General features: G+C 42.9%; 31 protein-coding genes. 23 read left to right on the top strand and 8 right to left on the bottom strand.

The features are described 5' to 3' along the window. Window positions 1-165 precede the first annotated feature (165 nt). Window positions 166-687: an adenine phosphoribosyltransferase gene (locus H6F42_RS04865; RefSeq protein WP_190398234.1), complete on the bottom strand. Its 522-nt coding sequence runs from the start codon at window positions 685-687 to the stop codon at window positions 166-168. A 267-nt stretch (window positions 688-954) separates the two neighbouring features. Between H6F42_RS04865 and hpxO the strand changes: the two genes are divergently transcribed. The 5 genes from hpxO (at window position 955) to H6F42_RS04840 (ending at window position 5,621) form a co-directional block, all read left to right on the top strand. Continuing rightward, window positions 955-2,124, top strand: coding sequence for an FAD-dependent urate hydroxylase HpxO (gene hpxO, locus H6F42_RS04860; protein WP_190398233.1), 1,170 nt, complete (start codon window positions 955-957; stop codon window positions 2,122-2,124). Further along, window positions 2,121-2,624: a 2-oxo-4-hydroxy-4-carboxy-5-ureidoimidazoline decarboxylase gene (uraD, locus tag H6F42_RS04855; RefSeq protein WP_347272286.1), complete on the top strand. Its 504-nt coding sequence runs from the start codon at window positions 2,121-2,123 to the stop codon at window positions 2,622-2,624. The genes hpxO and uraD overlap by 4 nt, the downstream gene beginning before the upstream one ends. Before the next feature lie 49 nt (window positions 2,625-2,673). Further along, the gene (puuE, locus tag H6F42_RS04850) at window positions 2,674-3,582 is read left to right on the top strand and encodes an allantoinase PuuE (protein WP_190398248.1); all 909 of its coding nucleotides are present in this window, start codon (window positions 2,674-2,676) and stop codon (window positions 3,580-3,582) included. A gap of 261 nt (window positions 3,583-3,843) precedes the next feature. After that, complete coding sequence (locus H6F42_RS04845) at window positions 3,844-5,328, top strand: glutamate synthase subunit beta (RefSeq protein ID WP_190398232.1); 1,485 nt, start codon at window positions 3,844-3,846, stop codon at window positions 5,326-5,328. A 71-nt stretch (window positions 5,329-5,399) separates the two neighbouring features. Then, the gene (locus H6F42_RS04840; RefSeq protein ID WP_190398231.1) at window positions 5,400-5,621 is read left to right on the top strand and encodes a hypothetical protein; all 222 of its coding nucleotides are present in this window, start codon (window positions 5,400-5,402) and stop codon (window positions 5,619-5,621) included. 95 nt (window positions 5,622-5,716) lie between these two features. On the opposite strand, the gene H6F42_RS04835 is transcribed toward H6F42_RS04840, so the two are convergent. Continuing rightward, window positions 5,717-6,847, bottom strand: coding sequence for an acyl-CoA desaturase (locus tag H6F42_RS04835; RefSeq protein ID WP_190398230.1), 1,131 nt, complete (start codon window positions 6,845-6,847; stop codon window positions 5,717-5,719). 439 nt (window positions 6,848-7,286) lie between these two features. Between H6F42_RS04835 and umuD the strand changes: the two genes are divergently transcribed. The 4 genes from umuD (at window position 7,287) to H6F42_RS04815 (ending at window position 10,957) form a co-directional block, all read left to right on the top strand. After that, the gene (gene umuD / locus H6F42_RS04830) at window positions 7,287-7,919 is read left to right on the top strand and encodes a translesion error-prone DNA polymerase V autoproteolytic subunit (RefSeq protein ID WP_190398229.1); all 633 of its coding nucleotides are present in this window, start codon (window positions 7,287-7,289) and stop codon (window positions 7,917-7,919) included. Window positions 7,920-8,136: 217 nt separating this feature from the next. Next, window positions 8,137-9,285 carry an ABC transporter substrate-binding protein gene (locus tag H6F42_RS04825; RefSeq protein ID WP_190398228.1) on the top strand — a complete coding sequence of 383 codons (1,149 nt, stop codon included), beginning with the start codon at window positions 8,137-8,139 and terminating at the stop codon, window positions 9,283-9,285. A gap of 23 nt (window positions 9,286-9,308) precedes the next feature. After that, entirely contained in the window at window positions 9,309-10,133 is an 825-nt protein-coding gene (locus tag H6F42_RS04820) for an ABC transporter ATP-binding protein (protein ID WP_190398227.1), read from the top strand. 14 nt (window positions 10,134-10,147) lie between these two features. Continuing rightward, window positions 10,148-10,957 carry an ABC transporter permease gene (locus H6F42_RS04815; protein WP_190398226.1) on the top strand — a complete coding sequence of 270 codons (810 nt, stop codon included), beginning with the start codon at window positions 10,148-10,150 and terminating at the stop codon, window positions 10,955-10,957. 55 nt (window positions 10,958-11,012) lie between these two features. On the opposite strand, the gene H6F42_RS04810 is transcribed toward H6F42_RS04815, so the two are convergent. Continuing rightward, window positions 11,013-11,153, bottom strand: coding sequence for a hypothetical protein (locus H6F42_RS04810; RefSeq protein WP_190398225.1), 141 nt, complete (start codon window positions 11,151-11,153; stop codon window positions 11,013-11,015). Between the two features lie 261 nt (window positions 11,154-11,414). Here H6F42_RS04810 and H6F42_RS04805 point away from each other — a divergent pair, with 261 nt between their 5' ends. From H6F42_RS04805 to H6F42_RS04780, 6 genes are all read left to right on the top strand, one after another. Beyond that, window positions 11,415-12,011: a chromophore lyase CpcT/CpeT gene (locus H6F42_RS04805; RefSeq protein ID WP_190398224.1), complete on the top strand. Its 597-nt coding sequence runs from the start codon at window positions 11,415-11,417 to the stop codon at window positions 12,009-12,011. A gap of 64 nt (window positions 12,012-12,075) precedes the next feature. Continuing rightward, window positions 12,076-12,759 (top strand): hypothetical protein, encoded by a 684-nt coding sequence (locus H6F42_RS04800; protein ID WP_190398223.1) that lies wholly within the window; start codon window positions 12,076-12,078, stop codon window positions 12,757-12,759. Further along, window positions 12,756-13,196 carry a PIN domain-containing protein gene (locus tag H6F42_RS04795; protein ID WP_190398222.1) on the top strand — a complete coding sequence of 147 codons (441 nt, stop codon included), beginning with the start codon at window positions 12,756-12,758 and terminating at the stop codon, window positions 13,194-13,196. The genes H6F42_RS04800 and H6F42_RS04795 overlap by 4 nt, the downstream gene beginning before the upstream one ends. Window positions 13,197-13,270: 74 nt before the next feature. Next, window positions 13,271-13,609 carry a YbaB/EbfC family nucleoid-associated protein gene (locus tag H6F42_RS04790; RefSeq protein WP_190398221.1) on the top strand — a complete coding sequence of 113 codons (339 nt, stop codon included), beginning with the start codon at window positions 13,271-13,273 and terminating at the stop codon, window positions 13,607-13,609. Window positions 13,610-13,674: 65 nt separating this feature from the next. Further along, window positions 13,675-13,917, top strand: coding sequence for a DUF3134 domain-containing protein (locus H6F42_RS04785; RefSeq protein ID WP_190398220.1), 243 nt, complete (start codon window positions 13,675-13,677; stop codon window positions 13,915-13,917). Between the two features lie 52 nt (window positions 13,918-13,969). Next, window positions 13,970-14,200, top strand: coding sequence for a TIGR02450 family Trp-rich protein (locus H6F42_RS04780; RefSeq protein ID WP_190398219.1), 231 nt, complete (start codon window positions 13,970-13,972; stop codon window positions 14,198-14,200). A gap of 38 nt (window positions 14,201-14,238) precedes the next feature. On the opposite strand, the gene H6F42_RS04775 is transcribed toward H6F42_RS04780, so the two are convergent. The 3 genes from H6F42_RS04775 to bcp form a co-directional block, all read right to left on the bottom strand. Further along, complete coding sequence (locus tag H6F42_RS04775; protein WP_190398218.1) at window positions 14,239-15,342, bottom strand: DRTGG domain-containing protein; 1,104 nt, start codon at window positions 15,340-15,342, stop codon at window positions 14,239-14,241. A gap of 250 nt (window positions 15,343-15,592) precedes the next feature. Then, window positions 15,593-16,444 (bottom strand): dihydropteroate synthase, encoded by an 852-nt coding sequence (gene folP, locus H6F42_RS04770; protein WP_190398217.1) that lies wholly within the window; start codon window positions 16,442-16,444, stop codon window positions 15,593-15,595. Between the two features lie 7 nt (window positions 16,445-16,451). Further along, window positions 16,452-16,910, bottom strand: a complete 459-nt coding sequence (gene bcp / locus H6F42_RS04765) for a thioredoxin-dependent thiol peroxidase (protein ID WP_190398216.1) — start codon at window positions 16,908-16,910, stop codon at window positions 16,452-16,454. Window positions 16,911-17,053: 143 nt separating this feature from the next. On the opposite strand from bcp, the gene H6F42_RS04760 reads away from it, so the two are divergent. From H6F42_RS04760 to argF, 6 genes are all read left to right on the top strand, one after another. Further along, complete coding sequence (locus H6F42_RS04760; RefSeq protein WP_190398215.1) at window positions 17,054-17,695, top strand: bifunctional 4-hydroxy-2-oxoglutarate aldolase/2-dehydro-3-deoxy-phosphogluconate aldolase; 642 nt, start codon at window positions 17,054-17,056, stop codon at window positions 17,693-17,695. Window positions 17,696-17,731: 36 nt separating this feature from the next. Next, the gene (ruvX, locus tag H6F42_RS04755; protein WP_190398214.1) at window positions 17,732-18,160 is read left to right on the top strand and encodes a Holliday junction resolvase RuvX; all 429 of its coding nucleotides are present in this window, start codon (window positions 17,732-17,734) and stop codon (window positions 18,158-18,160) included. Between the two features lie 223 nt (window positions 18,161-18,383). Continuing rightward, window positions 18,384-18,938, top strand: a complete 555-nt coding sequence (locus H6F42_RS04750) for a DUF3727 domain-containing protein (protein ID WP_190398213.1) — start codon at window positions 18,384-18,386, stop codon at window positions 18,936-18,938. Beyond that, window positions 18,901-19,989: an endolytic transglycosylase MltG gene (mltG, locus tag H6F42_RS04745; protein ID WP_242018329.1), complete on the top strand. Its 1,089-nt coding sequence runs from the start codon at window positions 18,901-18,903 to the stop codon at window positions 19,987-19,989. The genes H6F42_RS04750 and mltG overlap by 38 nt, the downstream gene beginning before the upstream one ends. 65 nt (window positions 19,990-20,054) lie before the next feature. Next, window positions 20,055-20,627 carry a YqeG family HAD IIIA-type phosphatase gene (locus H6F42_RS04740; protein WP_347272287.1) on the top strand — a complete coding sequence of 191 codons (573 nt, stop codon included), beginning with the start codon at window positions 20,055-20,057 and terminating at the stop codon, window positions 20,625-20,627. Between the two features lie 190 nt (window positions 20,628-20,817). Continuing rightward, window positions 20,818-21,729, top strand: a complete 912-nt coding sequence (gene argF, locus H6F42_RS04735) for an ornithine carbamoyltransferase (protein ID WP_190398212.1) — start codon at window positions 20,818-20,820, stop codon at window positions 21,727-21,729. Here argF and H6F42_RS04730 read toward each other — a convergent pair. Both H6F42_RS04730 and H6F42_RS04725 read right to left on the bottom strand, forming a co-directional pair. Further along, window positions 21,712-23,331 carry an FAD-binding oxidoreductase gene (locus H6F42_RS04730; RefSeq protein ID WP_190398211.1) on the bottom strand — a complete coding sequence of 540 codons (1,620 nt, stop codon included), beginning with the start codon at window positions 23,329-23,331 and terminating at the stop codon, window positions 21,712-21,714. The two genes, argF and H6F42_RS04730, sit on opposite strands and share 18 nt — an antisense overlap. A 113-nt stretch (window positions 23,332-23,444) precedes the next feature. Next, window positions 23,445-23,954, bottom strand: a complete 510-nt coding sequence (locus H6F42_RS04725) for a hypothetical protein (RefSeq protein WP_190398210.1) — start codon at window positions 23,952-23,954, stop codon at window positions 23,445-23,447. A 106-nt stretch (window positions 23,955-24,060) separates the two neighbouring features. Between H6F42_RS04725 and H6F42_RS04720 the strand changes: the two genes are divergently transcribed. Together H6F42_RS04720 and H6F42_RS04715 are read left to right on the top strand one after the other, a co-directional pair. Then, window positions 24,061-24,474, top strand: coding sequence for a HEPN domain-containing protein (locus H6F42_RS04720; protein ID WP_190398209.1), 414 nt, complete (start codon window positions 24,061-24,063; stop codon window positions 24,472-24,474). After that, entirely contained in the window at window positions 24,453-24,842 is a 390-nt protein-coding gene (locus H6F42_RS04715) for a hypothetical protein (RefSeq protein ID WP_190398208.1), read from the top strand. Before H6F42_RS04720 ends, H6F42_RS04715 begins: the two co-directional genes overlap by 22 nt. The last annotated feature ends 35 nt before the right edge of the window (window positions 24,843-24,877 follow it).

Raw genomic sequence — 24,877 nt, 5'->3', positions numbered from 1 at the left:
ATGGACTAAATCTTAGATTTAGCTTAGATATACTATGCTACCGCCACACTAAGATTTAGGCTAGATATTTTCTTGAAGGTCTAGATCGCTAAATCTTGTTTTACGGCTTTCGACTGGTGAAGCGATCGCAAAGTTAAAAAAAGGCGGCGCACTGCGCCGCCTTTTTTAATAATTCACTAACGAAACAATCGGCACATCAGGCAAAGCTTTTCTACCATTGAGAAAATCTAGCTCAATTAAAAAGCCATAACCTACTAGCTCCGCGCCAGTTTGCTCAACTAACTTTGCTGTAGCCGCCGCCGTGCCACCCGTCGCAATTACATCATCAATAATAATTACTCGCTTACCTGCGGCGATCGCATCTTGATGGATCTCCAAAGCATCCGTCCCATATTCCAAAGCATATTCCACCCGAAAAACTGCTGAAGGTAATTTCTTGGGCTTACGCACTGGCACAAAGCTACAGCCTAAAAGCATCGCCAAGGGTGCGCCGAGAATAAATCCCCGCGACTCGATGCCAATTACCGCATCGATCGCCCCAATATTTAAGTCGGCAAATTTTGCCTGAAAACCCTTAGAAATCTCCGTAAGCCCTTGGGGATGAGCTAATAGTGGCGTAATATCTCGAAAAATGATGCCTTGCTGTGGAAAATCAGGAATATCGCGAATAATGCTTTTAAAGTCCATAGGAGATAATCGCTAGAGAACTTCACAATCTTATCCGTATCCGCACTAATACCAAAACTAAAAATGGCGTAGCCATTTTTAGTTTTATAGCTGTTGCCATTCTTGCTAGGACACAAAACCAGAAGACGAGTTGCGCCGCCACTCGCTTTTTGGGTGGGAAGTGCTATATGGCAAGAAAATGAATGGCAGCGCTTTGCGCTGCCATTCATTTTCTTGCCATAGTTTAGATCGGTGTATACTGTATGCAGGATATATAGGTTTGTTGCGATGCATGGCTTAAAAGCAATTGTAATAGGAGCAGGAATTGGCGGACTCACTACTGGAATTGCCTTACGACAAGCGGGTTATGAAGTAGAAATACACGATCGCGTTAGGGAGCTACGTCCCATTGGCTCAGGCATTTCCCTTTGGTCAAATGGAGTTAAAGTACTTAACCGCCTTGGCTTAGACAAAAAACTAGCTGAAATTGGCGGACAAATGAACCAGATGGAGTACCGACACCTATCGGGTACGCTGCTCAACCGTATTTCCTTAAAACCCTTGGTCGATTCCGTCGGTCAACGTCCCTACCCCGTCGCTCGTCGCGACTTACAAAATATTCTCTTAGATGCCTTTATCTCTGCTGGTGGCAAGCTCACTCTGGGCGCTAAGTGCATTGGAATTCTGGATAGCTTTCAGAATGTGACCGCTAAATTTGAAGATGGTAGTTCCACTACGGGCGATCTCTTGATTGCGGCGGATGGAGTGCGTTCCCTATTGCGGCAATACATTCTGGGTGAATCCGTAGAACCAAAATATGCAGGTTATGTCAATTGGAACGGACTAGTTCCTATGAGCAATGACATTGCACCTGTGGATATGTGGTCGATCTATGTCGGTGAACATAAACGCGCCTCGGTGATGCCCCTTGCAGGCGATCGCTTCTACTTCTTTTTTGATGTTCCTTTGCCCAAAGGAACGCCGAATGATGTCAGTACTTATCGCCAAGAGTTAAAGGAACATTTTCAAGGTTGGGCGGAGCCAGTTCAGTTAGTGATCGATCGCCTTGTCCCTGAAACCGTCGCCCGTGTAGAAATCCATGATGTGGGGCCCATTTCTCGATTAGTGAAGGGGCGCGTAGCTTTGTTAGGTGATGCCGCCCACGCTACTTGCCCAGATCTGGGACAAGGCGGATGTCAAGCGATCGAGGATGCGTGGGTATTAGCCAATTATTTAATTTCCACGAATGTGAGTGTGACCGATGCCCTTAGACGCTATGAAAATGAGCGCAAAGTCCGCATTACCGACATTGTGAACAAAGCGCGTAATCGTGCGGAGACAATTCATGGCAAAGATCCTGAAGTTACTCAGAAATGGTATAGCCAACTAGCCACCGAAAGCCCCTTAGAAGTGACCCAAGCGATCGGCAAAATTATTAGCGGAGGTCCTTTACATTGATGTACGCGATCGCCACCCTTAATCAGATGAGCCAATCGGAGTTCACCGCAGCTCTTGGTTCCATCTTTGAAAATACTCCTGAAATCGCCCACCAAGCTTGGTTAGCCCGTCCCTTTGAGAATGTTCCACAACTGCATCAAAGCATGGCAGCGATCGTCAAGAGCATGGATGAAGCCGCCCAGTTAAAGCTGATCTGCGCTCACCCCGATCTGGGCGCAAAGTTCAAAATGGCGGAAGCCTCAGTCCAAGAGCAATCCACTGTCGGCTTAGATCGCCTATCCGCCACTGAATATACTCACTTTCAGCAACTCAACCAAGCCTACAAAAACAAGTTCTCTTTCCCCTTTATCATTGCCGTCCGCAACCATACAAAAGATAGCATTCTTCAAGCCTTTGGACAAAGGCTTGAAAATTCTAAAGAAGCTGAACAACAACAAGCGATCGCTGAAATCATCGAAATTGCCAGATGGCGGTTGCTTTTAGCAGTGGAGCCAATTTGAATGATGCGGCAACGCCGCATCATTCAAAATTTTTACCAATTACTAATTTCTGAATATGACCTACCCCAGAGACATGATTGGCTATGGACAATTTACCCCAGATGCCAAATGGAAAAACAACGCCAAAATCGCCGTTCAATTTGTAATTAATTACGAAGAAGGCGGCGAAACCTGCTTACTGCATGGCGATACAGCCTCAGAAACCTTTCTATCGGAAATAGTGGGCGCAGTTCCATTTCAAGGCTTGCGCCATATGAATATGGAATCTTGTTATGAATATGGTAGTCGGGCAGGTTTCTGGCGGCTATATCGGATGTTTTGCGATCGCCATATTCCTGTGACTATTTACGGTATTGCGATGGCGCTCGAACGTAATCCCGAAGCCGTAGCCGCCATGCTCGAAGCCGATTGGGAAATCGCTAGTCATGGCTATCGGTGGATTGATTATAAATATTTTTCCCCTGAACAAGAACGCGAACACCTACAAAAGGCGATCGCTATTCATACCAGAGTCACAGGCTCCCGTCCCTTAGGCTGGTATACAGGGCGTACTAGCGAACATACACGTCGCTTAGTGGTGGAGGAAGGCGGATTCCTCTACGATTCCGACAGCTATGCCGACGATCTGCCCTATTGGAATTATGAATATGGCAAACCGCATCTGATCATTCCCTACACCCTCGACAATAACGATATGCGCTTTGCCACCCCGCAAGGCTTCAATTCGGGCGATCAGTTTTTTGCCTATTTGCGTGATGCCTTTGATGTTCTCTATGCCGAAGGCGACACATCCCCAAAAATGATGAGCATCGGCTTACATTGCCGCTTAGTCGGTAGAGCAGGAAGGGCGGCGGCTCTAGCCAAGTTTCTTGATTATGTGCAAAGTCGCGATCGCGTTTGGCTCTGTCGCCGTATTGATATAGCCCATCATTGGCACAAGCACCATAAACCAGAATAAGCTCCAAAGAGAAAGGCGGCGCAAAGCGCCGCCTTTCTCTTTAGAGTTAAAACGTTAACTAATATTAAGGAAACCCGTAAAATATGCCCAGAACAAGAGAAGCAGTTTAAAAATACTCTATAGGGTATTTTAGGACTTACGCAAAGCTAACGAATTTATTGGGTTTTGAGTGATATGGCGCGGGCTTCGCTCGCGCCATATCACTCGATGCGTAATACCTATATTTGATAAAACGTAGAAACGAAATAGAAGCGAAAAGAAATGGGAAAACCGACAGGATTTATTGAGTACCTCCGAGAAGCACCAACAGAAACACCACCAAGCGATCGCATCAGAAATTGGGATGAATTTCACTTACATATGCCCGATGATAAACTCCGCAATCAGGGGGCAAGATGTATGGATTGCGGCACGCCCTTTTGTCATACTGGCAATCTCATCAGTGGTATGGCAAGCGGCTGCCCAGTCAATAACCTTATTCCCGAATGGAACGATCTCGTATATCGAGGACTATGGCGTGAGGCTCTTGATCGCCTCCACAAAACCAACAACTTCCCCGAATTCACAGGGCGCGTCTGTCCTGCCCCCTGCGAAGGTTCCTGTGTATTGGGGATCACCAATCCTCCCGTAACGATCAAGAATATCGAATATTCCATCATTGATAAAGGATGGGAAGAAGGCTGGATCGTTCCCGAGCCACCAGCAAAACGCACGGGCAAAAAAGTTGCCGTGATCGGTTCAGGTCCCGCAGGACTAAGTGCGGCGGCTCAATTAAATAAAGCAGGGCATTGGGTAACCGTCTATGAACGCGCCGATCGCCTAGGGGGATTGTTAATGTATGGCATTCCCAACATGAAATTGGATAAGCAGAAAGTGGTCATGCGCCGCCTAAACGTCCTTGAACAAGAAGGCGTAAAATTTGTCTGCAATACAGAAATTGGTAAAGATCTCCCTACGGAAACCCTACTTAATGAATTTGATGCGGTAGTTCTTTGCACAGGTGCAACCAAACCCCGTGATCTCAGCATTGAAGGTCGCGAACTCAAGGGTATTCATTTTGCAATGGAATTCCTCACCGCCAATACCAAGGCAGTTCTCGATGGTCAAGCAGGGGAAAACTTCATTTCTGCTCAAGGCAAGGATGTGGTCATTATCGGTGGTGGCGACACAGGCACGGACTGCGTAGGTACGTCGATCCGTCATGGTTGCACTAGCGTCGTCCAGTTAGAAATTATGCCCAAGCCCCCCGAAACTCGCGCTAAGGACAATCCTTGGCCAGAATGGCCGAAAGTCTACAAGATGGACTACGGACAGGAAGAGGCGAGTGCTAAGTTTGGTGACGATCCGCGAGCTTATATCACCACTGCAACTAAGATCGAAGGAGACGAAAACGGTCAGGTTAAAGCTGTTCACACCGTTCAAGTGCAATGGGAACGCAATGAAAAAGGTCAGTTCATTCCCAAACATGTAGCTGGTACTGAGAAGGTGATTCCTGCTCAATTAGTGCTATTAGCAATGGGCTTCCTTGGTCCTGAGCAACCTTTGCTTGATTCGCTTGGTGTGGAACGCGATCCCCGTAGCAATGTCAAAGCTAATCACGGTCAATTTACAACTACTATTCCCAAAGTGTTTGCGGCGGGAGATTGCCGTCGCGGTCAAAGTCTGATCGTCTGGGCAATTAATGAAGGACGTGGAGCAGCCCGTGAATGCGATCGCTTTTTGATGGGTGATACCGATTTACCCTAAATCGATTTCAGCAAAAAATTTCTAAACAAGGGGCTTAAGCCCCTTGTCTGTATTAACTTAAGGAATAAATTATGGCAAGCAATGTTTCGGTTTCTCCTGAGACTATCTATGAAAACCTCAACAAACTGGATCAAGTAGATCTTACTACTAGTGCCGAATATCGAGAGATGGCGCAGGATGTTCTTGCCGACTCTCATATAGACTGTGGTGTACGTGAAGCGATCGCCGATCGCCTCAATCAAGCTAATCAGCAATTAATTAATACAACTGTTAGTAAAACCGATAGTTATTAAATCAAAAGAGCGCAAGCGCTCACTCTTAAAGCAAAACAAAAAAAGCTAAAACTGTTGCTTTGCAACAGTTTTAGCTTTTTTTGTTTTAAGGTTGGTTAAGATACACCCATTCGCCTTAACCAGTGGAAGTGGGAAATACACCCTGCCCAGAAAGACCGATGATAATTATATTTAACGCCAAATTCTTGGCAAGTTTGCTCAACTACCTTAGAAATTTCGGGATAATTAATGTGGCAAATATTGGGGAATAAATGATGCTCAACTTGAAAATTTAAGCCGCCTAATAACCAAGTCACAAAAGGATTGTGACGAGAGAAATTTACCGTAGTCTCAATTTGGTGAATCGCCCAATCTTTCTCAATTACACTAGAGTTTTCCGCAGGAACAGGAAATTGTGCTTCTAACACCACATGCGCCAATTGGAAGACTACGCTAAGGACAATTCCTAAGGTAAAAGCAACTAAGCCATAGCTAGCTAAAACCAACCAGAACGGATGAAACAATGAAGGAATAATCAAGGCAATATTCAGGAATACCAGCTTACCCACCAGAAATATAGCTAGATTGCTACGTTTGGGTCTGGGATAGAAGCGATCGCCAATCTTACCAGTGATAAAGCAATTAAAATCATCGTAAAAATGCCACTTAATCGCTAAAAAACCATACAAAATCCAAAGATAGTAATGCTGCCACCGATGAAAGGTTAATCGGGGATGAGTAGGAGAAAGCCGCCCAAAAATCCCTACCTCCAAATCCATATCATAGCCAGCAATATTCGTATAGGTATGATGAATAACATCATGCTTCCAATGCCAAATATAGGAACTAGCACCAATGAGATCGAGACTCATCGCCATTAGTTTATTTACCCAGAGAGAATTGGAATAGGCATGGTGTGCGCCATCATGCTGAATACTAAATCCAATTCCTGCGGTAATCACCCCAAGCAAAATACATAAAGGCACAACTTGCCACCAAGTTAGCGCTAAAAATAGCAAGGCTGCATAAACACCAAAAAAGCCAAGTAACAGAATTGCAGTCTTAGTATACATTTGCGGACAATCCCGCTCTTTGAGATTGCTGTTTTGGAAAAGTTCGTCAACTCTTCGCCTTAACTCAGCCTGAAAACCACTATTCTTGGCAAATTTTAATTTTTTGCTTACTTCCTTTTCCTGATCCACAACTTCTCGATCCATAGCCTGTTGGGACTCTCTTCGATCTTGCATCTTGTACCATTTATAATCAATATCGTATTTATAATTCTTTCACTTATACCAACTGGCTAAAATTCGACGAAATCCTAGCTAGTTAAAGTCCAAACTCAAATTTGTGATGCATTGGGCAAAAAAATCGGTTTTTCTTTGGTGCAAAGACCTGTAATAGCGATCGCAATATGTTTCTGATGTTACATGATTCGCTTGGATATTGCCCGAAGCTATTTGCAAAAATCAACAACCCCGAAGAGTAATAGAGTTGGGATAGACCTCTATTACTCTTTGGGGTTTAATTTCTAAATTTTAATGTTTTAAAACGTAATTTTTGCGTATAATCTTATGATAAACGTACATTATTCACGCTTTTACGCCAATTCCCAAAAATGTGACAACGCTCTTTTGGCAAAGCAGTAGGGAAATCAACAGTGAAAGCAACTTAGGAGAAAGTTATATGCCACGAGGAGGAAAACGCACAGGAGCAGGTCGCCCACAGGGTACGGGCAAATATGGCGAAGCGACTAAAGCCGTAAGATTACCCATCCGAATTGCTGACGAGATTTTAGCAGCGTTGTCTAACAAAAGTGACCCCGTAGAGACGGGCGAGGTTTTAGCAGCTTTATCGAAAAAGAGTGAATCCATAGAGCCAATAGAATTAGGAACCACAGTTCAATCAATTTTTAGACCTGAGCGTAAAATGCGAGTAAGCCTCCCGTTATATCTCAATCCTGTGGCGGCGGGCTTACCTACCCTTACTGAAGATTACATTGACGATAATATCGATCTTAATCGTCATCTAGTGAAACATCCCGACACTACATTTTTAGTGCGCGTAGTTGGGGAATCGATGAAAGATGTAGGTATCCATCCCAATGATATGTTAATTGTCGATCGCTCGTTAGAAGTTACAAATGGACAAGTTGTAATTGCGGTTATCAATGGCGATTTAACGGTGAAGCGAATTCATAGAGATCGAGAGAAGTTGTGGCTAATGCCTGAGAACAAAAATTTTAGTCCCATAGAAATTGACGAGCATACTGATTTCCATATTTGGGGCGTAGTAACAAATGTAATTCATTCTCTATAAGTTTCTCCATTTCGTGAATTAAATCCAAACCCCGTAAAGATTTTAAAAGCCCAAAATGGCTAGGCTATTTTGGGCTTTGGTATAAAGCGATCGCCAAATTCGCTAAATTCCTCTGCATTTTTCTTTGTATTTATGTATACAGAAACTTCTCTTCTACTCAACTTAAATACAGGTTGGTTTTGTATACAGTATACATATTTCACATTGCAGAGCAATAATGCGTCATATTTTTCAGAAACAATTACATCAAATCCTCTTAGTTGCTGCTTCGACAGCAATTCTTGCGGCTTGTAACTCTGCTCCGCCAAGTACAAATACGACTTCTGCCGATAAGTCTTCAGCACCTACTGCAACTACAACCCAAACAGCTACCAGTCCAGACAAGCAAAGTAAGCAAAGCATTCGCGTCCAGCTCCCCTTCTTAAAACAAAGTCTTGATGCTCCTCTAATTTGGGCGATTGAAAAGGGATATTTTGCAGAAGAAGGGCTAGATGTTTCCTATGAGCGTGGTTTTGGTAATGCGGATACCATCAGTAAGCTGGGAACTGGCAAGTATGACATGGCTTTTAGTGATGTTTACAACGCGATGGAATTCAACGACAAAAATCCTAATGATAAAATCATTGCCGTTGCCTTCTATCAAAACAAAGCTCCTTTTTCTATCGTTACTTTTAAAGCTAACGGCATTAAAACCCCTGCGGATTTAGTTGGTAAAAAGTTGGGTGCACCTGCGGGCGATGGTCCTCGCAAACTATTCCCACTTTTTGCAAAGGAAGTGAAGATTGCTCCTGATTCCGTAACTTGGGAAACGATGGAGCCAAAGCTTCGAGAAACCTTCTTGTTGCAAGGTAAAGTTGATGCTGTGAGCGGATTCTATACATCCGTTATTCCTTCCTTGATTAAGGGCGGAAAAACTATGGATGACATCCAAATTTTCTTCTACGACGAATTTGGATTGGATTTCTATGGCAATGGCATTTTGGTTAAGCAAGCTTTTGCGGATAAGAGTCCCGATGCGATCAAAGCTTTCTTAAGAGCCTATTTCCGTGGAATGCAGGAAGTAGTCAAAGACCCCAGTGCAGCCCTTGATCTAGTTGTCGCTACTGATCAAAGTAAGCTAATGGATCGCGAAGCTGAGAAACTCCGCTTAAAGTTGGCGATCGAGCGGATGTACGTTACTCCAGAACTTGAAGCTTCGGGCTTTGGTGGTGCTGATCCTAAGCGTTTAGAAAAGAGCATTGCTCAAACCGTTGAAGGCTTTAAGCTCAAACCAGTTACGGCTGCTGATCTTTACACTGATAAGTTTTTACCTTCTAAAGACAAGAGATTGGTTCCTCCTGCGAGCGATCGCAAACCATTGCAATAATTCTTTAGCCCCTAAATTACAAAATGGTACAGCCTCTCACATCCACAGATTCGGAAACCGAAGCTCCTTCTATGCCCTTGCTAGAATTTGACAAAATCGGTTTGGAATATCCATTTGGCGATTCTATGCGTACGATCATTAAAGAAATCACCCTTAACATCAAGCCCGGGGAGTTTGTATCTTTTGTTGGTCCAAGCGGATGTGGTAAGACTTCCATTTTACGAATGGTTTCAGGTCTGAGTCCTACAAAAATTGGTGAATTGCGCTGTCATGGACAGGCTGTTGTCAAGCCGCTTAAGAATGTAGGTATCGCCTTCCAAAACCCTGTATTGCTTCCTTGGCGGCGCACCATTGATAATGTGTTGCTGCCTCTGGAAGTTGTGCATCCCTATAAGCGTGATTTCAAAGTTAATCATGCTCATTATGTGGATACCGCCCAAAAGCTGCTGAGTGCAGTTGGTTTAAAAGACTTCCAACAACAATTTCCTTGGCAATTATCTGGTGGTATGCGTCAAAGAGCCTCTCTTTGTCGATCGCTTATCCATAAGCCTGAGATTCTATTGTTGGATGAGCCTTTTGGAGCGTTGGATGCATTTACCCGTGAGGAAATGTGGGTCATGTTGCAGGATCTGTGGATGCAGGCTCAATGTGTGGGGATTTTGATTACCCACGATTTGCGTGAGGCTGTATTTTTATCAGATACGGTGTACGTGATGAGTCCTCGTCCTAGCGAAATCGCTTTCATGCAGAAAATCGATTTGCCTCGTCCGCGCACTCTCGAAATGTGTCTTAGTGATGAATTCGCACATTTGGCTGCTGAATTACGCCGTCATATTCATAAAAATTAATGTGAGGAATATATATGCAGGCAACTGTTGATGATGCGAGAAAAGCACCTAAAAAATTTAATTTTGAAGCTTTCCTAAACACCAAGTCGGCAACAATTATTCTTCCGTCGATCGCAACGATCGTTTTATTCTTACTTTGGGAAGCTGCGGTATGGATATTTAAAATCCAGCCCTTTAACTTACCTGCACCTTCAAAAATTATTGAAGCCTATATCAAATTCGCGCCACAGCTTTTGGAGAATTCTCTCCGAACTGTTTGGACGACTTTTGCAGGCTTTGCGATCGCTAGTTTAGTCGGTGTAGTTTTAGGTTTTTTGATTGGCTATTCCCGATTTATCTATTTGACTTTTTATCCTTTACTAGTCGCCTTTAATACCATTCCTAAATCAGCACTGGTTCCCTTGCTAGCTGTATGGTTTGGGGCAAATGCAATTCCTGCGATCGTTACGGCTTTTTTACTTGCCTTTTTCCCGATCGCCGTTAACGTCGCTCTGGGGCTAGAGACAATTGAGCCAGAAATGAAGGATGTTTTGTATGCTTTGGGTGCGTCGGACTTTGAGATTTTCCAAAAAGTCGGCTGGCCCCATACATTACCCTATGTATTTGCCTCTCTAAAAATTGCTGTTTCGTTTTCCTTTATCGGAGCTGTAATTGCGGAGTCGATCGCCTCTAATGCTGGTTTAGGATATTTGATCGTCCAAGCTGCATCAGACTTTAATGTTCCCCTAGCTTTTGCGGCGCTAATTGCCCTTGCGATTCTAGGCGTGATGCTCTATGCCATGTTTGTGGCGATTGAAAAGAAAGTGATTTACTGGGCTAGATAAATTAACCCAAATAAAAAAAGGCTCCCTTCGGGAGCCTTTTTTATTTGCTTATTATTTATTTAGGTTTTGGCAACCATGCCCAATGACGATAATTTTGATGTAGATGATTTTCAGGTTCATTACCCTTTAGTTCGTCTTCAAATCTTTGGCGATCGCGGTAATTACTTTTGGGTTGACTTTCACGAGGAGTTTTCATAGTCTTATCTCAATTCATATATCTAAACTTATATTTGTATTATAAGCTACATTTTCTCTGATTGGTTAATAATTTTAGCATTATTGACCTATGTCATAATGAATACAAATTTATTTAAAAACAGAAAGTCAAGCCTAGTAAGAGTTTTAAGTTTTCATTTTGTCGTAGTTAAAATAAAAACTGTGTAAACAATTGTAGACTTTTCATGACTTTCTTCTTGAATCTAACTTTTTATACTTACGTCTTAACCAACCAAGATCCATGAATATTTCCCAAAATCTGTTAACTCTTACCTCATGGATGACAGGAGAATTTAGCAATCAAGAGCAATCCGTAGATCAACCTGTCTGGTTTGTAAATTTAGTTTGGTGGCAACGTCCCATTTCGTCTAACCTTTTGGGCAGCCCTGCTATCTTTGCCGAACAGGCTAATGCCTTGATTCTCGATCGCCCCTATCGTCAGCGTATTTTGCAATTTGTAGAAAATGAGGACAAAATTCAAGTGAAATATTGGGGATTTAAAGATCCGAGTGCATGGACTGGGGCTGGACGCGATCGCGATCGCCTCAATCAAATCACCATTAATGACATCGAACCTCTCGCTGGTTGCTCACTAGATGTTTTCTTTGCCAATGGTCGCTACAAAGCCGAAATGCCTAAAGATGCGAAATGTTGTTTTCAATATTTAAATGAATCGCGTCAAGTTGTTTTAGGTTTCGAGGTTAGTGCTGATGAATTTTGGAGTGGCGATCGGGGAGTCGATCCTGAAACAGGCACAGCCATCTGGGGCGCAATTATGGACTTTTACAAATTCAAAAAAATCAAAGATTTTAGTCAAGAATTTACAGCTAGTACATAGCATCATGGGCTGTGTTAGCATCATGGCTAAGCGCACTAAGTACAAACAGATGAGGGACAAAGCCATGCAAAATATTGCAATGATCACATCTGAACCAACTATTGCATCAGTTACTGAATTAGCCATTAATGTTAATACCAATTCATTTATGGACACATTCAATACTGATGGATCTTTATTGCGATTAAGAGAAATCTTAGAATTCGTCCAGATACTTACAGTTACTGCGAAAAAAATAGTCCAAGAAGCTATCTTAGCGGCTACTCAAGAAACCACGATCACGGGGACAAGGGAAGCTATTAACCAAGAATCGATTACTCTAGAATTTCTAACCGATATATCCAGCGACTGCAAAAATATTTTGCGCTATCTTACTTACGCGCTCATCGGTACGGATGCATTAGTCCTAGAACAATTGAGCCTAAAATCTGTACAAAGCCCAAGCCAATCCTTACAAATTCAATTTCTAATTACCGTAGTCCGACAAATCCAGAGGTTGGCTGTACCGCTACTCAAAAATCCTGATATTGTTACCGAGCTAGATAGCTACTTTGCAAACATCATCTCTAGGATAGATGATCAAGATCCCTTGAGAATAAGAAATAATCAAAGCCAAGGCTTGGCGAAATTAGCGGAAGAATGGCTAGCAGAAGATATAGAAGACCCAAACGAGCAAGAGGAAACTTGGAATTATCTTCGGAATGCCCTTAACAATGGAACATTGTCCCATCGACCGATACCTGCATGAAGCTACTTGTCCTACTAGATACAGGTGTTTTAGGTAAGGTAACTAACCCTAAAACTAATCAAGATTGTTTAAAGTGGCTCAGTACTCTAGAACCAAGAGGTTATAAGGTAGCAATTCCTGAAATTGCCGATTATGAGCTAAGACGGGAGTTAATACGGGCTAACAAATTGAAAGGGCTTCAACGTTTAGACCGATTAAAAAATGAAATCATTTATTTACCAATTACTACATCTGTCATGATCTATGCCGCAAAGTTATGGGCAGAGGTGAGACAAAGTGGACAAGCAACGGCTGATCCGAAATCATTAGATGGGGATGTGATTTTAGCGGCTCAAGCCTTGTTACAAGTGCAGCAAGGCTACGAGGTTATTGTGGCAACTACAAATGTCAAACATATATCTAGATTTGTAGATGCGCGTCTGTGGACGGATATCTAGATGACCGTACTTACCGAATCGTGCAGATTAGTGACATAATGTACAGGAAAACTTAGGATAAAACTGATACTGCTATGTCAGACGGAAAAGGATTTGGCTTTGGTTTAGGCAAAATGAAAGAAGCCTTCCAAAAAGCGCAGCAAATTCAAGAAGGCGCTAAAAAGTTACAAGAAGAATTAGACCAACTACGTCTAACTGGTGAATCAGGCGGTGGATTAGTTAAAGTAACTTTAAGTGGCAACCAAGAACCTCAGGGCGTAGAAATTGCTCCTGAAGCCCTAAATGAAGGCGCAGAAGTTTTGTCAGACTTAGTACTTGCTGCCCTCAAAGATGCCTATCAACTTTCAACTAGCACAATGAAGCAAAAAATGGAAGAGCTGACTGGTGGCTTAGGTTTACCCGCAGGTTTCTAGAAAATCGAGAAGGGGGCTAAGCGCCCTTCTTGATTGGTAACTACTTTAGGTATTTTTTAAAGAATATGAATAATCCCGCATTACGTGTCCAACGACGCAATCAGCCAGCCGCGATCATTCCCACCCAGCAAGAAGTATCGATTTTGGACTGGCTTGAATCTACAGGTCGCCTGATTGCTAGAGAAGGCACTGAGTCTAGCTTAAAGTTTGATGATGAAGCTGAAGAATTAAGCGAATTAATGCTTGGTGATGATGCTAGCTACATCGACGATGATGATGACGATATCGACGATGACGATGTTGACTAGATTTACAAGATTGACAAAAAAATTGCCTAGGGCAATTTTTTTGTGAAAGTTTATGCCCAAAAAACAAAAGTTTCCCCACTTAATTGGCTCAAAATGGACAGCTATGCAAGAAACCTTCGGATGGAGGCATTTTGTAGTCGTCAATCGCAAAAATGAAGGGGAGTTAGTTTTTGCAGAAATTAAGGCTGCCTGTGATGATTCTGTGAGATTTTGGCTTAATGCTAAAGCTCTACAAAGGCGATCGCTATGGCAACCTGGATGGAAAACTCTCCAAGAAATATAAAAAAGCCTGCTCACGAGCAGGCTTTTTTATATTTAAGATTAAGCAGTGGTTAAAGCTTTAATTTTCATCAACTTCAAGAAGCGATCAAAATTAAAATGTTTAGACATCATGTCGCAAATACTGGTCACCTTGATACCTTCATGGAGACGGACTTGTCCAAGACAGCTTTCAATGATACTAACTGTACTTAAAGTGTCTTTGTTAACCGAAAGAACTGGCACACCTAGTTCCATCGCTTTATGGGCTACATCTTCACTAATAAAAGGTCGTCCCGTCAGGATTAGGCAATTAGTTGAAGTCTCTAACGCGGCAAATTGTAAATCAATACGGCTACTACCTGTAATTACCGCTTTGTTGTAGGACTTGCGGAAATAACTTTGAGCAGAGTTAACATCCATTGCCCCAATTTTTAATTCCTCAACCATCACTTTACTGAGGTCAATATTTTCAGGACAGCAGAGGATATTTGCGCCAAGCTGTTCGATCAGTTCGGATACGCTCACACTCCTTAAGGTGCGATTTTCAGGCATTAACGCAAATACGGGAATTCCTTGTTCTTCGAGATAGGGATGTAATATTTCTAATGAGGTTTCGTACTGATCTTCGGGAATATCATTAATTACGACTCCTAATAGGCGATCGCCAAAGCGTTGTTTTGCCATCAAGATGTGATCGACTACCAATAGAGAGCCAAATCGCATGACCAATAAAATAGGTGCATCTAGTTTATCTGCCATTTGTTCTAAGGAAAGCCCAAAGATTGCGCCTTCGGCTGTGTTAGCTGGAGCTTCTAAAAGAACTAAATCACCAGCGATAATCGTTTTATATTCATCAAGCTTATTGCTGTAGTCCGCAGTATCTTCACCTGAGAGACGGCGCTGGAGAGCCGCACGATCAAGATTGAGCAAAGTGGGACGTAACAGCGACTGTGGTAAGTTCAGAGTCTGGCGAATAAAATCTACATCAGCTTCACTGCGTTCGGCTGATTCGGGTAATTCCTTGGTCGTAAAAGTGCCAATCGGTTTCCCATAACCAACTTTGTAACCTTTGGCTTGCAAGTGATACGTTAATCCCAAAATTGTTGCTGATTTACCACTACCTGCTCGGGTTGAGCCAATCAACAAATGCTTAGCCTGTGGCACGTCTTGCCCTCTACAAAATGATTACAAACTTTACAAACTTTACAACTTTACAAGATTGTATTAAAGCTGTATTAAAGCTTACATCCTCTTTGGTTATTGTAACCGATGGACTGAAAGGGATATTTCCTTCTAATTGCTATTAGTGCATGGGATCTATGCAGTTTTTCTATAAATCGAAGGCTTGTGCAGCTAAGTGTCGTAATTGTCTTCATTTCATCGATAAATAATGTGATGCTCTCCATCACATTATTTATCGATAAATAGCATCACTCACTCGGCAGGCTTCGGCAATCTCTTTAGGATCGTGGACTCGCAAAATATCGGCTCCACCAGCAATACAAGCTCCACAGGCGGCAATGGTTCCTAATAGCCGATCGCTTGGTTCAGGGCGATCGCAAAGCTTACCAATAAAAGTTTTACGCGAAACTCCTAATAGTAATGGAGCGCCAATATCCTGAAATACGGATAAATTTTTGATAATTTCTAGATTATGCTCAAGGTTTTTTCCAAATCCAATCCCCGGGTCGATCGCAATGAGATGTTTCGGAATGCCGCAAGCCTTAGCGACTAAAATCGCATCATTTAGAAATTGCTTAATATCTTGGACGACATGGCGATAATGGGGCTTGAGTTGCATCGTTCTTGGCTCGCCTTGCATGTGCATCAAGAAAATTGGCACTTGTAATTTACCAACAAGGGGCAGCATTTCAGGATCAAAGCGACCTGCGGATACATCATTTAAAATATCTGCACCTACGGCGATCGCTTCTTTAGCCACACTTGCTTTCATCGTATCTACCGATATCGGCAACTGAGGATATGCGTCGCGTAGGGCTTTAATAATGGGAAGTACCCGATCGCATTCTTCCGCCGCACTTACTGCTTCGGCGTTGGGACGTGTTGATTCGCCGCCAATATCGAGGATGTCAATATAGGGCAACATTTGCTCTACTTGCTTAATCGCAGCATCACAGGAGTTAAATTTCCCGCCATCACTAAAGCTATCGGGTGTAACATTCAAAACGCCCATCAGATAGGTGCGATCGCCCCAAATAAATTGGCGATCGCGGATTAACCAAGGCTTAATAACAGGTTTAGTCATGTGGCTTTTAATAAATGTCAGCAAGGACTTGAGCAGGGTGTAATTCTGCTTTGACTCCCAGATAAATTTTCTCAATATTACCGTTAGCATCAATTACAAAGGTATTGCGAAAAACACCTACATACTCTTTACCCATAAATTTCTTCTTGCCATAGCTTTCGTAGGCTGTAGCAACCTGCCCATCCACATCGCAGAGTAGGGGAAAGGGGAGATTGTATTTGGTGGTAAATTTTTGGTGAGCTTTGGCATCATCGGTACTGACCCCAAAAATCAAAGTATTTTTTTCCTGAAACTGGGCGTAATTATCACGGAAGCCACAGGCTTCTTTGGTACATCCGGGGGTATTGTCACGGGGATAGAAGTATAAAATAATGCGCTTACCTTTGAGACTAGATAGGCTGACAGTGTTGCCATTGGTATCAGACAAACTAAAATCTGGGGCGCGATCGCCAACATTTAAAGCCATAGAAACTCTGATGAAAAAACTTTATTAACGATGCGTAAGTCCTAACAAAGAGAAAGATGGAGCATTGCTCCATCTTTCTCTTTGTGATCATTCTATGTCATGATCTGTGGCAGTTTATCGCAACATATTTTGCAAAAAATCCTGTGAACCCTTGGCTCAGTTTGTTGCAGCAACATCGCATTATTGCCGTTATACGTGCCGATAACGTGGTTATCGCTAGAGAAATGGCTCTTGCCGCCGCCGCAGGTGGAATTAAGCTGATTGAGATCGCGTGGAATACCGATCGCGCTGAGTCACTAATTCCCAAATTGCAACAAGAATTACCTGATTGCAAAATTGGCGCAGGGACAGTTTTAGACTTAGATATGGCGGAAAGGGCGATCGCCTGTGGTTGTAGCTTTTTATTTACACCCCACACAAGTCGCGATCTTATTACCAAAGGCTTAGAAAATAATATTCCCGTAATTGCAGGAGCATTAACCCCTACAGAAATCGTCACCGCTTGGCAAGCGGGAGCAGCAGCCGTCAAAGTTTTTCCGATCAAAGTGATGGGTGGCTTTGATTATTTGCAATGTTTGCAGCCAGTATTGCGCGATATTCCCTTGATTCCGACAGGCGGGATTACGATTGAAAATGCGGATAAATTTTTGGAGGCTGGGGCGATCGCGGTGGGTATTTCCAGCCATTTATTTTCTCCTGAAGCGATCGTTGAGGCTGACTGGACAACAATTATTGCGCGATCGCGAACTTTGATCCAAAAGGTACAACCATTTCAAAGGAGTTAGCCTAAGTGACGCTTTGCGTCACTTAAATTAAAAGCTATGCAGTATGCAGCATTAGGATTAGATGTTGGTCGAAAAAGGATTGGGGTGGCAGGTTGCGATCGCCTTGGCATATCCGTTCATGGCATCACCACGATTATTCGTAAGTCATGGCAAGAGGATATGGACGAACTGCGATCGCTAATTCAAGAGCGTGAGGTTGATGTTTTGGTCATTGGCTTGCCCTACAACATGGACGGCTCCCTCGGCTATCAAGCTAAACAAGTCCAAAAATTTGCCAATGGGGCTTCTAAGCAACTAAGCATTGCGGTGGAATTTGTCGATGAACGACTCACTTCTTACGAAGCCGAAGAAATGATGCGATCGCAGGGCATTTCCACCAGAGAAAACAAAGCCATGATTGATCGTAAAGCCGCCGCTTTGATTTTGCAGCAATGGCTAGCTATCAAGCGCCAGCAAAGCATATAAAACCCAAAAGATTAAGGTAGGCGCGAAGCGCCGCCCTTAATCTTTTAAAACAGAAAGGCGGCGATTCTCTGGGTGAGTAATGGGACAAAAAATTATGGACGGTGCGATGCACCGTCCATAATTTTTTGTCCCATTTGCTGTCATAATGCTTAAGAGCGCCAAAAGCCTTATATAAGAGCGTTTCTCTGAGCTAGTAGTGCTATAGGATACAAAAAAGCAATCTATGGAAGGATCGACGATCGTACTCACGGATGAAGCAGGTAAAAGCTTGCCTTGCACTATTGAAACTGCGTTTAAAGTAGATACTACCGAATATTTACTGCTACAACCAGTGGACTTTTCTGTGCAAATATTCGCATGGCAAGAAACCGATGACGAAGAAGAAACTGAATTAGTCGATGTCACCGACGAAGAAATTGATCTAATTTTTCCAGTAGCTCAGGCGGTTTTAGCAGAACAAAATCTTTCTCTAAAGCGCTCAGCCTACACTCTGACCGTTGATGGTGAACTACCAGAACCCACTGAAGAAGATATTATTGAAATTGATACTGAAGAAGACGGTAACTGTAGTGAATTTCAAGAGCTAGCTCACTTTTATTACGAAGAACAAGCATTCTCTGTATTTACAGCCCTCGATCCTCTAATGTTTATCGCTAAAGTGGGGGACAAGGGACAGCCCGAAATCCTGACACCTGAGGAAATGGCAGCCCTTGAGCCTTATGTGGAGCAATATCTAGACCATGTCCTCAGCACAGAAGATGCCGAAGAAGAGTTCTAATTGGCTTTTTTATGGGCTAGCCTTGCCAATTACGATTCTGTTAACTGGCATTGCTAGCAGCTCTTGGTGGATATGGGCAAGTTCAGCGCCAAGTACTTTTGGAGCAAAAGTACGACTCACTATCTCCGATGGAATGCCTACTCAAGCGATCGCTCAAGAGTTGGAATCCGCAGGCGTAATTCGCTCTAGTCTGGCGCTACGTCTGTGGATACAATGGCAATCTCTGCGCGGTAGTGAATCAGTAGCTCTGAGGTCTGGAACCTATGACTTTGCTACAAATCAATCATTGCAAGAGGTTGTCTCTCAGATTCAAACGGCTAAATCTTCAGAAGTGCGATTTACCATTCCCGAGGGATGGTCGATCGCCCAGATGTCTGAGCTATTTGAGAAGCAGGGATTTTTTACTGCTAAGGATTTTATTGCTGCGGCTCAACGGACTAATCCAAGGCGAAGGGCTTGGCTTCCCGATGACATTCCCAGTTTAGAAGGTTTTCTTTTCCCTGATACCTATCAAATTTTGCCATCGGAAGCAACTCCCGATCTCATTATTGATCTGATGCTAGATCGGTTTGAGCAGGTAGCTTTGCCTATCTATAAAGAAAATCAAGCAGGTAAACCAAGGGTCAAAATTAGTCTTAAGGATTGGGTTACCCTTGCCAGCATTGTCGAAAAGGAAGCGGTAATTGAAGCCGAGCGACGAGTGATTTCGGGGGTATTTTGGAATCGTATTAGAAAAAATATGCGTTTGGAGTCCGATCCAACCGTTGAGTATGGCTTAAATATTAAGCAAACTCCCGAAAATCCGCTTACTCTAGAACAGGTTCGTACTGCTTCACCTTACAATACCTATCTCAATGAGGGGTTACCTCCGGGACCGATCGCTTCGGTAGGGTTAGCGAGTCTCAAAGCAACGCTAGAGCCTTCACCTACGGATTATTTGTTCTTTGTGGCGAAATACGATGGAAGTCATGTGTTTAGCCGTAATTTAGAAGATCACGAAAAGGCTTTACAAGCGATCGACAAAAAAATACAGTCCAAATCTCAAAGATAAAAGGCGACGCAAAGCGCCGCCTTTTATCTTTGAGATTTGGCATAGAGTTGTTTCTGGGTTAAGATATTCTTAATAATTTAGTTAACATCACCAAAATTTTTGTGAAACCTTGGCGACTTATTGCTCCTGATTTAGTTTTGTCATCACCGATTACCGCGATCGCACCGCAATTGATGGAAAAGTACGGTTTGCGCGGACTAATTTTGGACGTTGATAATACTTTAATCGGGGATGATGAATCCGATGTCTCAGAGGATATTCGTAAATGGGTGGAATTAATGAGCCAGCGATATCCCATTTGGCTAGCCAGTAATAATTTTAGCGATCGCCGTATTCAAAAGGTGGCTGAAAGTCTTAACCTTCCTTATCGCAGTCGTGCAGGTAAGCCTTCGCGTCGAGTAGTGCGTCAAGTTTTAGAAGCAATGAAATTACCACCAGAGCAAGTAGCCATGGTGGGCGATCGGCTCTTTACCGATACGATCGTGGGCAATCGGTTGGGGCTATTCACAATTTTGGTGCAGCCGCCGAGCGAAGAAATTGTATTTAAACCGACCCTTGCCACCATCTTTAAGGCGCGATCAAGCTTTCTCCGCAATTGGGAAATTTGGATTGCTCGCAAATCGGGCGTAAAGATCTAATTGTTTTAGTAGAAATATTGCTTTGCAATATTTCTACTAAAACAATTACCACTCAAATAAACCGCAAGATTTTTTTTTAGCGTACGAGGTTTTGATAATACCGAACAATTATTTGTCTAATTGCTCTGTAACTTGTAATCTCAGATCAATTCACTATCAGCTTTTGCACAAGCTTCATCCACAGAAAACAATGGGAAATCTTCAGGGACGCGACCTTCTTAGTTTGGCAGACTTACAACCAAGCGAACTTCAGGAATTACTGACTTTAGCTCTACAATTAAAGGCTGGAGAAGTGAAATTTGACTTTCAGCGCAAAACCCTTGGCTTGCTCTTTCGCAAAGCATCTACCCGCACAAGAGTCAGCTTTACCGTAGCGATGCATCAACTGGGGGGGCATGTGATCGACCTCGATCCGAATGTAACGCAGGTAAGTCGCGGCGAACCAATTAAAGATACGGCGAGAGTTCTAGATCGCTATTTAGATGTTCTTGCCATTCGCACCTTTGAGCAAGCAGAATTAGAAACCTTTGCCCAATTCTGCAAAATGCCCATTATCAATGCTCTCAGCGATCTAGAGCATCCTTGCCAAGTCCTTGCCGATTTGCTAACTGTTTTAGAAAAATTTGGGACTCTTAAGGGGTTGACTCTGACCTATTTGGGAGATGGTAACAATATGGCGCATTCTCTAATGATTGGCTGCGCTCTGGTGGGAATGAATGTTCGTATTGCTTCCCCCAAGAATTTTGCTCCCGATCCTAAAATCGTCGCTCAAGCGAAGGCTCTAGCCACAAATTCCGAAGTAATTGTCACCGAAGATCCAAAGCTTGCTTCGCGGGCGGCTCATGTACTTTATACCGATGTCTGGGCAAGTATGGGACAGGAATCTGAAGCAGAGGATCGGATTCCCGTTTTCCAACCTTATCAACTCAACTCAGAACTGATGGCTTTGGCTGATCCCGAAGCGATCGCCTTGCATTGTTTACCTGCCCATCGTGGTGAAGAAATTACTGATGAAGTAATGGAAGGAAGTCAGTCTCGCATTTGGGATGAAGCCGAAAATCGTCTCCATGCCCAAAAAGCTCTATTAGCAAGCGTCCTCTAAATTATGAAAGCGCTGCTTCGCAGCACTTTCATAATCTCCGCCTGAACCGTAATACCAAGCTTCAATTTTTCTGTTTAATTGATACTGTTGTTCGGGCAGCAAATTAGCGATCGCTGGTTCAAGGCGATCGCCAATTTGATTTAAAAAGCTGTACGCTCCCAAATTGAAGTAATGCTTTAGCCAATCTAGCAAAGCGCCAAAGCCTACTTGCTGCATGATTTTCAGAACTAACACGGGATCGGCAATAGACATCGCCAACATAGTTTTTGCAAGGGGTATAAACTGCACCACATCTTGTAAAAAAGGATAGAGAACTTGATCGCCAAGTTTTTCCATTGCTGTAAACGTGACACCTAGCAAATAATTAATGCGATCGCTTTCAATTTGTTGATTGACGGCTACGCTCATGGATTTTTGAAATAGCCATGTTACCGATAGATTCGGTTGATAGGGCTGTAGCGATCGCAAATTCTCTTTAGCTAACAAATCACCACCCAAGGCTGCTTCAATTCCCATCGTTAAACGTGGCAAATGACGCACCATTGCCCCAAAACCACCAAAACTAAGCGGAGATTGCATTCCTGAACTATCACCTACCTGCAAAATTCGATCCCAAGGAGTTTGTAAAGGATTCTGTTTGTAAGATGGAAAGAAGCCAAAGAGAACTCGCTCAAATTGAATTTGCTTTAGTTCCACTTCTTGATATTTCGGCAACCAAAACAAATAATCTTCCATCAATTGAGCGAAACTAGGACGCAAAGGATCGGCATCAACATAGGTAAACATATAGGTAGTTCTGCCATCCTTAGCAGGGAATGCTTCCCAAAAGTACTGACATTGATTTTGAATCGGTGCAAAGCTATAAATCAAGTCTCCATAAGGCTTTTCTGGTAATCCCTTCGCACAACTGCCCACCACCATACAGACTCCATCGGGTTTAATGTTTCCCTGAACTAGCGATCGCCCTTGCTTGGCGATCGGTGAGAAATGTCCCATAACATCTAATAATAGTCTCCCCGTGAGAATCTTAAGCTCATCGTTAGAGATGGACTTAACCTCAACCGCAACACCGTCGCTATATACAATTGCTTGTTTAAATGCAGCTTTCTCTAACAAAGTACCACCATCATCTAAAAACTTCTGTTTGAGAACTTCTAATAAATAAACTGGATCAACTCCAATATTCAGAATATCCCGCACCCATAGATCTTTCCCTCCCTGAAAGCCGACTCTAGCAGGATTATAGACCGTAGCGATCGCCGCTTCTAGTTCTATTTCCGTAAGCAAATTTAATTCTAAAAAAGTATTTAATTCTTTTCGCGAAATATTCCATTCCTGTGTACGACCTCGTAAGAGCCCTTGCTCTATAACCGCAACCTGCCATCCTTTGATTTGCAAAGCACAGGCGATAAAAATCCCTAAAGTCCCTCCACAAACAATTACATCAAAGTCCCTATCACCAAGGTTACTTTGCGAACTACTAACAACTTTGGCGATCGCTTGAGGCTGCTGACGATAGCTCGACCAAAAAGCATCCATCCGTTCTAATTGGGCGGGAATCTCAGCAGGCATTTGCGATTTAACGGTTTCAAATAGAGACATAGAGCAATCCTAAGTAGTTGGTGAGAGTGCGCCCCAAAGAGGCGCACTCTCACCAACTATTTAATCCCATAAATGAAATAAGATGGCTATAGTTTTAAAAATAGTAACTGCCCCTAGAGCCTATAACGAGGATCGCAGTAGTCGCGTAGCCATTTATTGGCAGCATCAGCGATCGCTGCATCACTGACATCTACAGGCGGCGCTTGCCCAATTCGCATAAAAGCCATATCTAAGCGCCAACCTTTAGAAGTTGGAACCACAAATAACCAATAAGCCCGTTGCGAAGTCTCTACTTTGCCCGTCTGTCTTTCTAATACTGATAAAAAAATCTGCTCTGGTAGTCGATCGCGTGCTTGGTCAGGGGATAGTGGCAGAGGCTCAAGTTCTGGCTGACTGATGGTCATTACTTCGCGTTTAATGCGTAGGCGACTATAAACACGATTGAGATAATCTGGTAAATCTTTAGCTAAAGCCTTGCTCAAACTCGGAAAATCCGCAGGACAAACCCGCTTATTTATATAGCCTTCGGCATTTGTGGCGTTAGGTATAGATAAAGCGCTTAGGGCGATCGCTATGGCTATCTTTGTCGATATTAATCGCTGATTTGTCAGAATTTTGAGCATATACTTTAGGGCAAAAATTAATCGGCGGAATAGGCTATCGCTGTCTATAGATCTTTTCTGCTGATATATTTAAGTATAACTACAGCAATAAGGTTACGCTATTTCCTTGAATAAGCAAGATTTTCAAAACCTAGCACGCATTCGCCTTAAAGAAGCCGAAGTACTCCTCCAAAATGATCAATATTCTGGAGCCTATTATCTCAGTGGCTATATAGTAGAGTGCGCTTTGAAAGCCTGTATTGCTAAACATACTAAAGAATTTGATTTTCCTGATAAGCAAATGGCTATAGATAGCCACACTCACGATTTAGTCAAACTTGTTAAAAATGCTAAACTTGACAAAGAATTAGCATCTCGTCGTAGCGATCCAAATTTTGGTTCTAATTGGTTGTTAGTTATAGAACACTGGAAGCCTGAAAGCCGCTATAAAACATATACTGAACAAGAAGCTCGCGATATGTACTCAGCAATTGCCGATCCTGATGATGGAGTTTTTCAATGGCTACAGCAACATTACTAAACTATGAAATTGAAGAAGGGCAAAGATTAATTGATGCTCTCAACTTAGCAGGGCTATCAACTGATTCGGCACTTTGGATTTATTCTTCGGATTCAGAGTCGTGGCATTTGATGTTGACTTCAGAGATATGCGATCGCGAAGGTACTCTAAAAGCCTATAAAGAGATTTTGACAGTATTTCGTGATGTTCAACCAGAATTAAAAATTGATTGGACTTCACTTATTGCGGTAAGCCCCAAACATGAGTTAATTGAGGATTTGCGTCACTCCCAATTACAATGGCATCGTAATTTATCAGGTAGAAGGCTAACGGATAATATGGTTAATGGAGTACGGGTTGATGATGGTTATATTTATCAGATTCAGTAAACAAGATCCTTTCATATGTTAGTTCCTAATATCAA

This window comes from Pseudanabaena sp. FACHB-1998 (genome assembly GCF_014696355.1).
Lineage (GTDB): Bacteria > Cyanobacteriota > Cyanobacteriia > Pseudanabaenales > Pseudanabaenaceae > Pseudanabaena.
The sequence above is the reverse complement of the archived record's forward strand: the minus strand, read 5'-3'. Positions and strand labels throughout refer to the sequence as shown.

Bases quoted from the DNA above. Each gene is read 5' to 3' on its own strand.
- H6F42_RS04865 (WP_190398234.1), bottom strand. From the start codon at position 687: ATGGACTTTAAAAGCATTATTCGCGATATTCCTGATTTTCCACAGCAA.
- H6F42_RS04790 (WP_190398221.1), top strand. From the start codon at position 13,271: ATGTCAGACGGAAAAGGATTTGGCTTTGGTTTAGGCAAAATGAAAGAA.
- H6F42_RS04750 (WP_190398213.1), top strand. From the start codon at position 18,384: ATGGAAGGATCGACGATCGTACTCACGGATGAAGCAGGTAAAAGCTTG.
- H6F42_RS04725 (WP_190398210.1), bottom strand. From the start codon at position 23,954: ATGCTCAAAATTCTGACAAATCAGCGATTAATATCGACAAAGATAGCC.
- hpxO (WP_190398233.1), top strand. From the start codon at position 955: ATGCATGGCTTAAAAGCAATTGTAATAGGAGCAGGAATTGGCGGACTC.
- bcp (WP_190398216.1), bottom strand. From the start codon at position 16,910: ATGGCTTTAAATGTTGGCGATCGCGCCCCAGATTTTAGTTTGTCTGAT.
- H6F42_RS04730 (WP_190398211.1), bottom strand. From the start codon at position 23,331: ATGTCTCTATTTGAAACCGTTAAATCGCAAATGCCTGCTGAGATTCCC.
- ruvX (WP_190398214.1), top strand. From the start codon at position 17,732: ATGCAGTATGCAGCATTAGGATTAGATGTTGGTCGAAAAAGGATTGGG.
- H6F42_RS04805 (WP_190398224.1), top strand. From the start codon at position 11,415: ATGAATATTTCCCAAAATCTGTTAACTCTTACCTCATGGATGACAGGA.
- H6F42_RS04825 (WP_190398228.1), top strand. From the start codon at position 8,137: ATGCGTCATATTTTTCAGAAACAATTACATCAAATCCTCTTAGTTGCT.
- H6F42_RS04785 (WP_190398220.1), top strand. From the start codon at position 13,675: ATGAATAATCCCGCATTACGTGTCCAACGACGCAATCAGCCAGCCGCG.
- umuD (WP_190398229.1), top strand. From the start codon at position 7,287: ATGCCACGAGGAGGAAAACGCACAGGAGCAGGTCGCCCACAGGGTACG.
- H6F42_RS04795 (WP_190398222.1), top strand. From the start codon at position 12,756: ATGAAGCTACTTGTCCTACTAGATACAGGTGTTTTAGGTAAGGTAACT.
- H6F42_RS04840 (WP_190398231.1), top strand. From the start codon at position 5,400: ATGGCAAGCAATGTTTCGGTTTCTCCTGAGACTATCTATGAAAACCTC.
- H6F42_RS04815 (WP_190398226.1), top strand. From the start codon at position 10,148: ATGCAGGCAACTGTTGATGATGCGAGAAAAGCACCTAAAAAATTTAAT.
- H6F42_RS04820 (WP_190398227.1), top strand. From the start codon at position 9,309: ATGGTACAGCCTCTCACATCCACAGATTCGGAAACCGAAGCTCCTTCT.
- folP (WP_190398217.1), bottom strand. From the start codon at position 16,444: ATGACTAAACCTGTTATTAAGCCTTGGTTAATCCGCGATCGCCAATTT.
- argF (WP_190398212.1), top strand. From the start codon at position 20,818: ATGGGAAATCTTCAGGGACGCGACCTTCTTAGTTTGGCAGACTTACAA.
- H6F42_RS04715 (WP_190398208.1), top strand. From the start codon at position 24,453: ATGGCTACAGCAACATTACTAAACTATGAAATTGAAGAAGGGCAAAGA.
- H6F42_RS04780 (WP_190398219.1), top strand. From the start codon at position 13,970: ATGCCCAAAAAACAAAAGTTTCCCCACTTAATTGGCTCAAAATGGACA.
- mltG (WP_242018329.1), top strand. From the start codon at position 18,901: ATGTCCTCAGCACAGAAGATGCCGAAGAAGAGTTCTAATTGGCTTTTT.
- H6F42_RS04810 (WP_190398225.1), bottom strand. From the start codon at position 11,153: ATGAAAACTCCTCGTGAAAGTCAACCCAAAAGTAATTACCGCGATCGC.
- H6F42_RS04845 (WP_190398232.1), top strand. From the start codon at position 3,844: ATGGGAAAACCGACAGGATTTATTGAGTACCTCCGAGAAGCACCAACA.
- H6F42_RS04835 (WP_190398230.1), bottom strand. From the start codon at position 6,847: ATGCAAGATCGAAGAGAGTCCCAACAGGCTATGGATCGAGAAGTTGTG.
- H6F42_RS04800 (WP_190398223.1), top strand. From the start codon at position 12,076: ATGCAAAATATTGCAATGATCACATCTGAACCAACTATTGCATCAGTT.